This window comes from Microcoleus sp. C2D2, assembly GCF_036702495.1.
Classification (GTDB): domain Bacteria; phylum Cyanobacteriota; class Cyanobacteriia; order Cyanobacteriales; family Microcoleaceae; genus Microcoleus.
On sequence record NZ_JAUBTO010000015.1, the window covers coordinates 39673 to 52419 of the forward strand.

The window sequence follows — 12747 nt, forward strand, 5'->3', positions numbered from 1 at the left end:
AATCAACGTAGCAAATAATGGAGACATTAGGCTAAAGCCTATAAGTCATTTTCATCCCCTAGCTAAAAGCACAGGGGTTCTCAACTTCTGCGATGTTTCGATAGGTTTTATTCTTTTACTAGCGTCTCCATAATTAATTGAGCCGCCAGCTTGTGTCCAGCAACATTCCAATGAGAATCTATATCAAAATAGAGTTTCTCATTTTCACTGTGATGTCTAAATGCTTCCGTTAAATCGACACAGACAGTATTCTTTGACTTTGCTAGTTGACATAATTGCTGATAAGCATTGTGTTCTATATCAAGATAGTCAATGCCGCTGGGAAATAGTTTTATGTACTCCTTGATATTAGCTGATTCTTTTGTAGGAATCAAAAAAATAAAGAGTTGAGTGTTAGTTGAATTTGCGATTTCTATCAACCGTAAAATCGCTGACTCCACCTGGGTTTTAGCCGTTGATGTCAGATAGTCGCTACTCACACCAATACCACCCATGTAATAACCCTCTAAACCAAGTCTCTCCGGATTGTAAAAAAAGAAACCTTTTTCAGACATTTTTCCGTCGGATTGATTGTTAGATTTATTTCTCGTTTCTTTATAAAAACCTATAAGTTGATATAAAAATGTTTTCTTATACCATGCTAATGACTCATATTTATTCACACCACTAAGCTCATAGAAATTTTTCAATTCTTCTGAAGAATTTAAATTTTTAAAATCATTAGAATATAAAGATAAAATTGCCATCTTAGGTTGATATTTTATCACCCAGTTGCGAAACAATATTTCGTATTGTTCAATTCCATAACCAGGTATTCCTAAATTAATTACAGATTGCTCAAGTCCTGCTTCTACAAGTGAAGGAAAAGTTTTTTCTTGTTCTAAGAATAGCCCCCAAGTAAAGGAATCTCCCAAAAAATAAATATCAGACTCAGCATAATCTTTGTTGCGATTACGAAACCCATATTTATCGGTATTAATGGCTACATTTGCTCCACCTCCTTCCTCCCAAAAATTATGCATACTTCGCAAATTGTTTGGTTTAGCTTTGAAACCAAGCTGTGCATCAGGCTCCAAAAAACCATGATGAAAATCATGCATAAAAACAAGAGTTTTAGGAACAGCAACTCCTGTGGCAACAGCAAACCCTTCAACTATCAACAGCCCAACTAGAACTCCAGCTAGAATGAGTAGCAGGTTTTGCAACCAAGACTTGAGCCTTTTCATGAATTGCTCCCGGATTTAGAACAAGGTGTAGATAAATGGTGCGATCGCAGAAGATTGAGCAAAAACAATCAATGCTCCTAAGGAAACTAAGGTGACAATCAAGGGGATTAGCCAGTAATTTCTTTGCTGGTTGAGAAATCCACCCAAGTCTTTGAGAAAATCCAAAGTGTCTTTTAGCATTAGAAGGGCTTCTCCATACTTTCTTTAGTTTTGATTTGGCTGGTCAACGCATAACTAGATAAGTTCGGCTCGAAACTCCGCCTCATTGTGTCTTGATTGAGCAGCCGCTTGATTAGTGCCATAGGGCAGATAATCACATAGAAAACTATGCCAAGAATCAACCGCGTTTGTATCCATCCTAAAACCAGTCCAATCCTCATCCAGATTTGGTAAACAAAATTTAAAGTTGCTGGGGCCACGATAGCCCAAATACCGAGAAATATACCAATAATCCACGGCAATACTGGCAGAGAATGATGGCGGAAAACGGGTAAGATAAGACCAAATATAACCGCTACAATTGCACCCCCAATAAGTCCAAATTCACGTAATCCTTTGTTGTCAAGTTCTTTGATTTGCTCCATATTAATCTAATTCAAACTCCTTTTTCCAAGAATCATCCTGTGTCTGAGTTGGCTGTTCTGATTTGGCTAATAAGAAATTTTCTAGAACTAAATAGTCCATCTCAGTTCTCAGAAAACACCGATAGGCATCTTCTGGAGTACAAACAATCGGCTCACCACGAATATTAAAAGAAGTGTTTATGAGCATACCACACCCAGTTCGTGCCTGAAAATGGCGAATTAACTCGTAGTAACGGGGATTCGTTTCCTGGTGAACTGTTTGAATCCGAGCCGAATAATCAACGTGAGTAACTGCTGGAATCTGAGAACGCTTGATGTTTAACTTATCGATCCCAAACAGTTGTTCCTGCTGTTGGGTCATGGGAAAACGAAATTCTTCTTTGATTGGTGCTACCAGCAACATATAGGGGCTAGGACGGTCAATGTTAAAGTAGTATCCTACTTTTTCGGCTAAGACTGAAGGAGCAAAAGGACGGAAAGATTCTCGATATTTAATTTTCAGGTTCATCACAGACTGCATTTTAGGATTGCGAGGATCGCCAATAATCGAACGACTCCCCAAAGCACGGGGTCCAAACTCCATCCGTCCAGAGAACCAACCGACGACCTTACCCTGCTCTAAAATTGTGGCTAGGTGAGGCATGAGTTCGCGATCGTCAAGTTGTTGATAACGCGCATTAACTGAATTGAGATACGAAAGAATCTCGGCTTCACTAAAGCTAGGACCGAGATAGCTACCCCGCATGGAATCACCATCTTTGGGGAGGCGTGCTTTTTCATGGTACTGATGCCAAACAGCTAAGGCGGCTCCTACTGCACCACCGGCGTCTCCAGCCGCCGGTTGAATCCAAATATCTTTGTAGTGCGTTTCTCGCAAAATTCGTCCGTTAGCGACGCAATTCAGGGCAACACCACCGGCTAAACAGAGATAATCAGTATTTAGTTCTTGTTTAATATTTCTGGCTAGACGGAGAACCACTTCTTCAGTTACTCGTTGAATGGAACTGGCCAAATCCATTTCTTTTTGAGTAATTTTGCCCTCGGGTTGACGGGGTGGTGCGCCAAATAGAGTATGAAACTTATGATTAGTCATGGTTAATCCAACTGTGTAGTTGAAGTAATCCATATTCAACCGAAAAGTACCATTATCTTTGATATCTATTAGATTGTTCAAGATGTGGTCTACATATTTTGGTTCACCGTAGGGAGCTAAACCCATGAGTTTGTACTCTCCTGAATTAACTTTAAAACCTGTGTAGTACGTGAAGGCTGAATAGAGCAAACCAAGGGAGTGAGGAAAACGAATTTCCCATTGGGGTGTGAGTTGATTTCCTTCACCCAACCAAACCGAGGTAGTTGCCCACTCACCTACACCGTCCAAGCAAAGTACACCAGCACGTTGATATGGACTGGGAAAAAATGCTGAAGCCGCATGGGCTTGATGGTGTTCGGTAAACAAGAGAGGGGGTAATTCAGCGCTTGTGCATCCTGCTAGTTTTGCTAACTCTTTTTTGAGGACTATCTTGAGATACAGCTTTTCTTTGAGCCAAATTGGCATCGCAGTAATAAAAGAGCCTATCCCCTCTGGCGCATAGGCTAAATAGGTTTCCAACAGACGCTCAAACTTGATTAATGGCTTGTCATAAAAAACAATTTGCTCTACCTCTTTTAAGGAGAGCGCTGCCTGTTTTAAACAGTAGGCGATCGCCTGTCCAGGAAAACCAGCATCATGCTTTTTTCGCGAAAAGCGTTCTTGTTGAGCAGCGGCAACAATTTCTCCATCAACCACTAAAGCGGCGGCGCTGTCGTGATAGTAAGCTGAAATTCCTAAAATGTGCATCTCAATAACTTTAAATTTAAACAAGTCTAAGTAGGTGGACAGGGAAAAAATAAAGGCGTTGCTGAAATGGTAATGATTTAAGTAGTTGACACTCCGGGCGCCTGAAGGCGGGAGGATTCTTGGATCGGCCAGTCGAACTTATCTCTGTTTTGTCACCACCAGCGAGTAGAGATCGGTCTGTCCCCAAGCGTTTATTTCGGCGTGCCCCGCCGTATTTAAAAGGATTCCTGCCTGCTTTAATCCTTTCTGCAAAATATTGATTCCAGCATTACGATCGCGATCTAACGTTGTACCGCAACCACAAATATGAGTGCGAGTTGACAGCGTTTTTTTAACCAAATTGCCACAATTTGAACACATTTGAGAAGTGTACTGAGGTGCAACAGCAATTACTGTTTTTCCGTATATTTTCCCAAAATATTCCAGCCACTGAGCAAACTGATTCCAAGCTGCATCGCTAATTGATTTAGCAAGCTTGTGGTTCTTGACCATATTCTTAACCTGAAGGTCTTCGTAGGCTACAAAATCGTTAGATTTTACCGCGCACAGCGCCGTCTTAATGGCGAAGTCTTTACGCTGCCTAGCGACCTTCAGGTACTTTCTTCCTAACTTGTTGATAGCTTTTTTCCGATTGCTAGAGCCTTTCTTTTTTCGAGAAACTCGTCTCTGCAATCTTTTCAAAGCTTTTTCGCTTTTTCGGAAATGCCGAGGGTTTGTAACCGTTTCACCATCGCTATCGGTATAAAAATGGTTGAGTCCCACGTCTATTCCAATAGCTTTACCAGTAATAATAGGTTCCTCTTTTCGCTCCACGTTGATACAAAATTGGGCGTAGTATCCATCAGCACGACACACAATTCTGATCCGTTTTATCTCATCGGGTGCATAAAAATGCAAATCCCGATTGCCGATTAGTTTAAACTTTCCCGCTGCGAAACCGTCTTTGAGAGTCAAACATCTTTTATCGGCAGAAAGCGCCCAACCAGAAGTTTTGTATTCGACGGATCTAGTGTGTTTTTTAAACTGCAGGTATCCCTTTTTTCCTGGCTTCTTCGCCTTGCAATTAGCAAAGAAACGTTGGATAGCAAAAATGGCACGCTGGGCCATCGCTTGACGTGCCATCGAGTTAAGCTTGCCTGCCCACTCAAACTCCTTCGCCATAACAGCACATTGTTTGTACAAATCAACGAGTTTAACTCCTTGATTGTCCATCCAATATCTAAGAGTTTTATTTCGGACAAATTGAGCTGTTCGGATCATCTCGTCGATGACCCGATATTGCTCTACTTTGCCTGTCAATTTGAACTCTAGTGTTATCATGCAATTAGTTTACCACACCTACGAATGCTTTTCTTATTTATGTGTTTATTTAATAAATTTTTACAGTTATAAAGGAAATTAAAGCCGTCCTAGAAGGACGGGGCTTTAGACCCAGTTTCTTGGTAAGCTGTTCGACATTCAAACTGCACTATTTGTGGGCCAGACCCCATACTGCAAGGGGTTGAGGCAATAAATTTAAATGACTAACAGCTTATGAATCGCTCCGTTATCTTGGACTCGGACACGAATCCGTCGAGTCTTGGCAAACTCTTGTGCAACAAGACGAGCTTGCTTATCTATGATTTTGATGTAGCTTTCACTGGTAAAAGAGCCAATCACCAATACGATTCTCTTGCGGCAGGCACGTTTCCAGGTACTCAATATCAACGGCTTGCCAACGCGCTTTTCCTCCACGCCCTGGATCCTCCCATAATCCTCCGAGTCCCTTCTTTTCCCACCGATGAATCGCCTCGCGCACCGTTTGCGGATGCCAATTGAAGTAGTTGACGATTTTCTCCACGTACCATCCTTGAGCAATGAGCCTTAGTGCTCCGGCTCTATCTTTTACCCTTTGCGGTACTGTACTCGCCTTCCTCATCTCAAATAACGTTCTGTCTTCTTCTGCTTTGAGGAAAATTCTCAGTCGCGCACCCATGACTCATTACCTAGCTACAACTGTTGCCTAGTTTACCTATCTTTACATACTTCAGTCTTTTCAGCCCGACCTACTTAAGAACTATTTTAGACTTAGGCGTTCTCCCTGGAAACTCAAGAAGATAAGTAGGTAGGCGGGATTAAACTGAACCATGTAACAGTATGTAAATATTCCTCTGTCAGCCACGCTTAGGGCTAAGGAGACTTTACAATCGTTTACATAGTTGCTTTTTACACCGCCTACCTACTTAGACAAGTTTACAATGTAATAGCGTTCGTGTATGATTTACTCGTCAAGATAGAAATGAGCTTCTATGGATAGCCTGACTAATAAGGAAGTGGTTAGACAGTTTTTTGAAATCTATAACAATCAAGATTACGAAGCGGCGTACAAATATATTGCGCCGAATTATATAGATCGTGGGCTACCTCAAGTGCGAAGCGTCGAGGATGCGATTGAGATATTGAAGGCAACTCACAAAGCCTTTCCAGATATCAAAGTGGTGATTGACGATCTGATTGAGGAAAATGACAAAGTTGTATTTCGAGGTCACTTTACAGGTACGCACCTAGGTGAGTTTGTTGGTATGGCTTCCAGTAGAGTGAAAGTAGAATTTGAGGCGTTAGAGATCTTCAAGATTGAGAACCAGAAGATTACGGAATCTTGGGGATATTGGCCCCTTTCGGCAATTGTAAGCCAGATTCGGGCTTCTGAGAAGTTTTAGCCGTAATTCTATGTGTGTAATACATTTGATTCGGAAGCTTGAGAATGAATTTAGAAAAACAAACTCCCATAGCTAAGCAAGATCCCCCAATTTGGTTAAAAGTATTAGTAATTTTCCTAATTGGGGTAGGGATCTTCTTTCGCTTTGCCCATTTGGATCGAAAGGCGATCTGGTACGATGAAGCTTTTACCCTCCTAGCGATTTCTGGTCATACTGTCACTGAAGTACAACAAGAAGTTCTTAATGAGGGCGTAGTTCCTGTGGCGGCCTTGGATAGATATCAACACATTAACGCAGACCGAGGCGTCAGTAATACTGTTCGCTATCTAATGACCTCAGACCCACAGCATCCTCCCTTGTACTATACGATGGTGAGATTGTGGGCGCAAGTATTTGGGGATTCAACAGCTGGGGTGAGGAGTTTCTCAGCGGCGATGAGTCTATTGATATTTCCCAGCGTGTATTGGCTGTGTTTAGAGTTATTCGAGTCAAAAGCTGTGGGATGGGTGGCGATCGCTCTAATGGCTGTTTCTCCCTTGCAGATTTTCTTAGCTCAAGATGCACGCCAGTACGGTTTGTGGATGGTAACAATTCTAGTATGCAGTGCTGCCTTGTTGAGGACTCTCCGACGGGAAACTTTCTTGAACTGGGCAATATATGGCTTGACCCTAGCTGTGGGACTGTATACTCATTTATTTACTGCTTTAGTAGCAATAGCTCATGGCATTTACGTGGCTTCTCAACAACGCTTTCGCTTTAACAAAACTCTTGCCAATTATCTGTTCGGAACTACAGTTGGGCTATTTATTTTTCTTCCTTGGATATTTGTATTTATCGCTCATATCAGCACAGCCAAACAACTAACGTCTCATTTATCCTTCTACAAATTAGATAATCCATTCGATTTAATTGTCATTTTACTGACTCAAATTGCTCGAATATTTTTTGACTTTAACTATAGTAGTTATACCCCTTTAGTGAATAAATCTTTTTGGGAAATAGGTCATGTAAATTACAATATAATAGCTGGAATATTTTCTGCAATTTTAATATTTTATATTTTGTATTTTTTGGGCAAAGAAAGGTTTACTAAATTTAGTTTTTTTCTAATTCTTTTAGGGGTAGTCCCATCTGTCTGCTTGCTGTTACCAGATCTGATTTTGGGAGGAATTCGCTCCACTGTTTTTCGGTATCAGTTGCCTTTATACCTCAGCATTCAAATTGCTGTTGCTTACGTTTTAGCTGTCTATATATTCTCGGAGAAGCACTGGCAGAAAAAAATCTGGCAATGTTTAATGGTTGGATTTCTGTTGGCTGGACTAGGATCAGATGTAATGCTCTTTAAAGCTGATACTTGGTGGCTACAAATCGGTAATCAGTATTCTATGGCAACGGCTAGATACATCAATAAATTTGAGAATTCTTTATTATTAAGTAGCAACCACATTTATAATATCGGAAGCTTGCTAATCTTAAACCATCTTCTCAATTCAAACATCAATTTACTAATTGTGCAAGATGACCGCCTGCCACGGCTTCCCCAAGAAATCGGCAATATCTTTTTGTTTGATTCTGATATGACGCATAGCCAAAACTTGCTTGCTCGATTTAAGGAAAATAAAACCTATTCAGTTAGGTTAATTGACGAGCCACTCACAGAACTGTGGCAAGTCGAAAAAATTCAGAAAGAATAGAAACAGAAAGAATAGAAAATGTTTTTGAACTTGGAGAAGTAAGTTAAATGTGTCAAGAACATCAGGGGAGTGAAATTATAGAAGTAAAAGGAAGATTATGACGCTCTAGCAGTGACCTGATAATCCTCAAACGTCACCTCGAATCCATCTCCGTCTGGGGAGGCACACATAACCCCTACTTGAAGCGTTTCATAGGGTAAATACGTCATTCTGAGCATTGCATAGTTAGAAGCTTCATTTAAGTAGAAAATTTGGATAGCTTCTTTAGAGCGTTCAACGCGCAAGTGTAAAACATCAGGGGGATTCGGCAAGGGAATGATTGACCAATCTGAATAGTCATGGGTAACGACAGCACTCAGATTTTGTACGCCATCAACATATTCAATGCCTGTCTTGATCCAATGCTTTTCATCGACACGCAGCATGAGGCCGGCCTGGTCGTAGAGATCCTTGTAATTGCCGCGTATTTTGACATCCACAACAAAATCAGTGCTGATGGAATCAAAGTAAAAATGTCCGGTGTCACGAATAAACCCATAATGGGTAATTCGCCAGAAATCTGTTTTGGGAGAAGTTTTGACAGTCAAGCGATCGCCTGAGTCAGTCCATTGGGAGGGTTCATTGAGCCATTGCATAGAGTTTCATCCTGTTCAAAATATTTGATGGCCAGCGGTGTCAGGTGTTTTCTATCTACCGTTCACCAATGGTGTTGAACTAAGTATTCTAAGCCCAAGCGAGAGGAAAACATCAGAGCGCAAGGTTCTTGCTCTCCGGGTAACAGTCCATGTTCCAGCAGAACTTCAGCTTCAGCTTTACTGCAAATGCCAACCAAACAAGAATGCTCGTCCCACTGACCAGATAGAAAATGGCGATCGGGCATTTCTGTTTGCACCACAAAGACCAAATCAACTTCCCCCGTGAGCGGGTTGCCAGAGATGCCAATAAACCGAGTATTCGTGTCATTTAAGGTCATGGCAACATTCACTTCTTCCCACAATTCCCGTTGAGCATCTTGATAAAAATTGATGTCTTGAACTCTAGGAGAAAATGTAGCCCAACCCGCCACAAAATTGAGAACGCCTGTGTAATCCAATGAAGTCGATCGCTTACCAATGTAGACATTACCATCCTCCGTCAGAGGAACCACCGCAACCCCAATTCCCCTAGCAAAATAGGCGTAGGGATCTTGGTAAGTTGTCAGTCCGCGCATCATCAGCTTTAGCGATTCCAACGAAGGACGAGTCAAATCCAGACGACAGCGCGGGTAGCTAGTGGGCCCAACTTCCAGGGTGAGCGTGTCTTGACACAGAGACCAGAATCCAGCCACTCCAACCCCAGACCAGCGGACTTTGCGATCGTCATAGCTGCTGGGTTTAGTGCCATCTGCGAGTAGACCAAGACGAATCTGGGGATTAATCACCGCTTCCAAATAAGCATGGAACTGCGTGTCAAGCGGCTCATCATTGAGATTTTGAGGACCGTGCCCCTCCCGCACCTTAATTCTGGTTACGCCTGCAACCTCATCGGGATGGATCCAGTGAAGAAAGTCGCGACCTGCAATGAGCGCCTCAGATAAGGCTTTACCCTGGGGCAAATCTGCTATAGCCGCAATTACCTCCTCACGGCAGGCAAGATATTCGGAGGTTTGGGAGAGGGGAGATTCAAGCACTTTCCAATCGCTCGCAAAGCTGATAAAACTGGTGAATTTCGCCGATGATAAAATCTAGTTCTTCATCAGTCAAACTATAAGATGATGGCAAAGAAATTCCTCGCTCATAAGCAGATGTACTGACGGGATAGCTCATGCTGGGATCGATCCAGTCTTGATAGCAAGGTTGAAGATGAAGCGGACAGAAAAATAGTCGGGTTTGAATTCCCCGATTTGCTAAATAGTCAGCCAGTTCAGCCCTGTTTTCCGCAAAGAAAGAGGTAAACCAGTGGACGGGCTTACACCGCGGGTCCATAAAGATCGGCTTCAACTCGGGCACATCTGCTAAACCAGCGATGTAAGCTTCATAAATTTGCTGTTTGCGCTTAATAATTGCAGGTAGCTTTCTGAGCTGGGCAACACCAATGGCTGCCTGCATTTCTGTCATGGAAAAATTAAAGCCAATATGTTCGTGGACAAAGGTGCCGCGACGCGATCGCCCATGATTCTTAAGCCGACGGCAAGTCTGGGCAATAATATCACAGTCGGTGAGAATAATCCCACCTTCACCACAGGTAATCGTTTTGTTGCCATAGAAGGAAATGGCACCTGCGTCTCCGTAATAGCCGACATGACGATCGTTAAACTCCACTCCAATCGCCTGTGCTGCATCTTCAATCACCTTCAACTCAAAGCGCTTAGCAAAGGCGAGTACCGCATCCATATCTGCACTTTGACCGTACAAATGGACAGGCATAATCCCTTTGGTCCTGTCATTGACCAGCGCTGCGGCTGCTTCTACATCAATGCACAGGGTATCTGGTCTAACTGGGCAAAAGACGGGCTTAGCCCCTGCCATAATCACCGCATTCGAGGAAGCAACAAAGGTCAGGTTGGGAACAATCACCTCATCTCCATGACCAATATTCAAAGCCTTGAGAATGCAGTATAAGGCAGCAGTACCGTTGCAAACAGCAATTGCGTGCTTTGCCCCCGTTAAAGCTTTAATGCCAGCTTCAAACTCCTCTGTCACCTGATTCTCGGTTAAGTAGGTTGATTCCATCACCCGCTTAACTTCTTGCCATTCACTATCGTCAATCCAAGGTTGAATTTGAGGGATCATACACTTGTCTCTCTTGAGAGTATATTTTTTGAAGTAAATCTTCTCAGTCCTACTTCCTTAAAGGATGAAACAGGGATATGCGAGAAGGGATCTACGCTAAATCATTTAGGCAATCATAATCCCTCTTTTGTCACTTTCGGTAGATGTTTTTTTGGAACTAATGGTTGATATGTACTCCCAAATGTTGGTCCTACGAAGCCGTAAGCCTTACAGGGCGGTAATCCTAGTATTCGCCGATTTATTTGCTTGTTAGCTCCTGAGCAGACTTTGATTAAAATGGTTGCAGTTATGAAGGCTCTGGCTTTGGGCCCCTAAAACCCCCCAAGATTTTGTCCGGACTATTCGTTTGTAAGGCTTTCGCCTGGCGAAGAATAAATTATTGAGAATGGCTAAAATCCCGAACCCGCAAGGCGAAAGCCTTTTTTTACGATCGAAGTGACATACTAGGGATTATGCTATTATCTCATCAGCCGTTCCACACTGACCGAAAACTTGGGTACAAGCCCCGTCCTTTTAGGACGGCTTTATATTTAACTCTGGCAGCCTAGCAACTATGCTTCCAATCAATTCCGTTCGAGTCATTCCTCTGCGTTCTGCCTCCTTTTCTAACTGTCTAAATTCATACTCAGTCATCCGAATATCAATTCTTTTTGTTTTCATTTTGTCCGGTCAAATGGCAATACATCTAGTATAATAGATAAAGGAGGTAAGCAAATGAAAGCTAGATATCAGTACAGATTTTACCCAACTAATCAACAGCAACAGAGTTTAGCTCAGTTGTTTGGCTGCTGTCGGGTAGTCTGGAATGATGCGCTAGCTATTTGCAAGCAATCTGAGAAGTTGCCAAGTAGTAATGAGTTGCAAAAGTTAGTCATTACCCAAGCAAAGAAAACCTTAGAGCGTCAATGGCTGTCCGAAGTCTCTAACATTCCATTACAGCAGTCTGTCGCCGATCTAGGTATTGCCTACAAGAATTTTTTCGACTCACTCAAAGGGAAGAGAAATGGGAAAAAAGTAGGCAGTCCGAAGTTCAAAAAAAAAGTTAATCGACAGGCAGCAAGGTTTAGGATTGGTGGATTTTCCCTTAAAGGGAAAGAGGTTTATTTAGCAAAAATTGGCAATGTTAAACCAATTTGGTCTAGAGACTTGCCATCAGCACCTAGCTCTGTAACAGTAATTAAAGACTGTGCAGATAGATATTTCCTAACTTTTGTAGTAGATATTGAACCTGTCAATGTTGAAGCTAAAAACCCAAGCATCGGGATTGATTTGGGTATTAAGACTTTTGCTGTGATGAGCAATGGCGACCAAGTTGAAAGTCCTGATTATTCAAGGTTAGACAAGAAAGTTCGCAAACTTCAAAAGAAGCTAGCACGGCAACAAAAAGACTCAAAACGCAGAAATAAAACTCGACTACAAATTGCTAAGCTACACAATCGAATCGCAGATACCCGTCAAGACTTTCTGCACAAGCTATCAACTAAAGTCCTTAGTGAAAACCAAACTATCGTCTTAGAAGATTTAAACGTCTCAGGTATGGTTAAAAACCGCAAACTGTCAAGAGCGATCGGCTTGCAAGGTTGGAGACAGTTTAGAATTTTGTGTGAAGGAAAATCGGAAAAATTAGGAAGAGATTTTCACGTTATAAGCCCATGGGAACCAACCAGCCAAGTGTGTTCTGAGTGTGGCTATAGGTGGGGAAAACTCGATCTAAAGGTTCGGACGGTTAAATGCTTGAATTGTGGAACAGAACACGATCGAGACGAGAACGCGGCCAAAAATATAAACAAAGTCGGGATAGGGCATTGCCACGACTCTAAACGGACGCAGAGACAGAGTAAGACTAGCAACGGTCGCGTCAGTCAGTGAAGTGTCAAGAATCACCGTCTCTTTAGAGCGGTGAGTATGTCAAAGTAGCATCCATCCATCCTGG

Annotated in this window: 12 protein-coding genes and 1 pseudogene; 3 read left to right on the plus strand and 10 right to left on the minus strand. The window is 42.3% G+C overall.

The window, feature by feature from the left end:
- Positions 1–107: 107 nt before the first annotated feature.
- The 6 genes and pseudogenes from QUB61_RS07590 to QUB61_RS07615 form a co-directional block, all read right to left on the minus strand.
- Positions 108–1226, minus strand: coding sequence for an alginate O-acetyltransferase AlgX-related protein (locus QUB61_RS07590; protein WP_333125754.1), 1119 nt, complete (start codon positions 1224–1226; stop codon positions 108–110).
- Positions 1227–1241: 15 nt separating this feature from the next.
- A complete protein-coding gene (locus QUB61_RS07595; RefSeq protein ID WP_333125752.1) occupies positions 1242–1406 on the minus strand; it encodes a DUF5989 family protein in 165 nt (54 codons plus the stop codon).
- On the minus strand, positions 1406–1810 hold the full coding sequence (locus QUB61_RS07600) for an SxtJ family membrane protein (RefSeq protein WP_333125749.1): 405 nt from the start codon (positions 1808–1810) through the stop codon (positions 1406–1408). The genes QUB61_RS07595 and QUB61_RS07600 overlap by 1 nt, the downstream gene beginning before the upstream one ends.
- 1 nt (position 1811) lies before the next feature.
- Positions 1812–3650 (minus strand): carbamoyltransferase, encoded by a 1839-nt coding sequence (locus tag QUB61_RS07605; RefSeq protein ID WP_333125747.1) that lies wholly within the window; start codon positions 3648–3650, stop codon positions 1812–1814.
- A 138-nt stretch (positions 3651–3788) separates the two neighbouring features.
- Entirely contained in the window at positions 3789–4970 is a 1182-nt protein-coding gene (locus QUB61_RS07610; RefSeq protein ID WP_333125744.1) for a transposase, read from the minus strand.
- A gap of 343 nt (positions 4971–5313) precedes the next feature.
- Positions 5314–5625, minus strand: a pseudogene (locus tag QUB61_RS07615) (helix-turn-helix domain-containing protein); the annotation flags it as partial.
- A gap of 313 nt (positions 5626–5938) precedes the next feature.
- Here QUB61_RS07615 and QUB61_RS07620 point away from each other — a divergent pair.
- The gene (locus QUB61_RS07620) at positions 5939–6349 is read left to right on the plus strand and encodes an ester cyclase (RefSeq protein ID WP_333125740.1); all 411 of its coding nucleotides are present in this window, start codon (positions 5939–5941) and stop codon (positions 6347–6349) included.
- Positions 6350–6393: 44 nt separating this feature from the next.
- Positions 6394–8043 carry a glycosyltransferase family 39 protein gene (locus tag QUB61_RS07625; protein WP_333125737.1) on the plus strand — a complete coding sequence of 550 codons (1650 nt, stop codon included), beginning with the start codon at positions 6394–6396 and terminating at the stop codon, positions 8041–8043.
- 95 nt (positions 8044–8138) lie between these two features.
- On the opposite strand, the gene QUB61_RS07630 is transcribed toward QUB61_RS07625, so the two are convergent.
- The 4 genes from QUB61_RS07630 to QUB61_RS07645 all read right to left on the minus strand — a co-directional run bounded on the left by QUB61_RS07630 (position 8139) and on the right by QUB61_RS07645 (position 11474).
- Complete coding sequence (locus QUB61_RS07630; RefSeq protein ID WP_333125734.1) at positions 8139–8678, minus strand: DUF1349 domain-containing protein; 540 nt, start codon at positions 8676–8678, stop codon at positions 8139–8141.
- Positions 8679–8740: 62 nt separating this feature from the next.
- Positions 8741–9712 (minus strand): hypothetical protein, encoded by a 972-nt coding sequence (locus QUB61_RS07635; protein ID WP_333125731.1) that lies wholly within the window; start codon positions 9710–9712, stop codon positions 8741–8743.
- Positions 9705–10814 carry a DegT/DnrJ/EryC1/StrS family aminotransferase gene (locus tag QUB61_RS07640; RefSeq protein ID WP_333125728.1) on the minus strand — a complete coding sequence of 370 codons (1110 nt, stop codon included), beginning with the start codon at positions 10812–10814 and terminating at the stop codon, positions 9705–9707. Before QUB61_RS07640 ends, QUB61_RS07635 begins: the two co-directional genes overlap by 8 nt.
- A gap of 513 nt (positions 10815–11327) precedes the next feature.
- The gene (locus tag QUB61_RS07645) at positions 11328–11474 is read right to left on the minus strand and encodes a CopG family transcriptional regulator (RefSeq protein ID WP_333125726.1); all 147 of its coding nucleotides are present in this window, start codon (positions 11472–11474) and stop codon (positions 11328–11330) included.
- Positions 11475–11528: 54 nt separating this feature from the next.
- Between QUB61_RS07645 and QUB61_RS07650 the strand changes: the two genes are divergently transcribed.
- Positions 11529–12683: a transposase gene (locus tag QUB61_RS07650; protein WP_333125724.1), complete on the plus strand. Its 1155-nt coding sequence runs from the start codon at positions 11529–11531 to the stop codon at positions 12681–12683.
- The last annotated feature ends 64 nt before the right edge of the window (positions 12684–12747 follow it).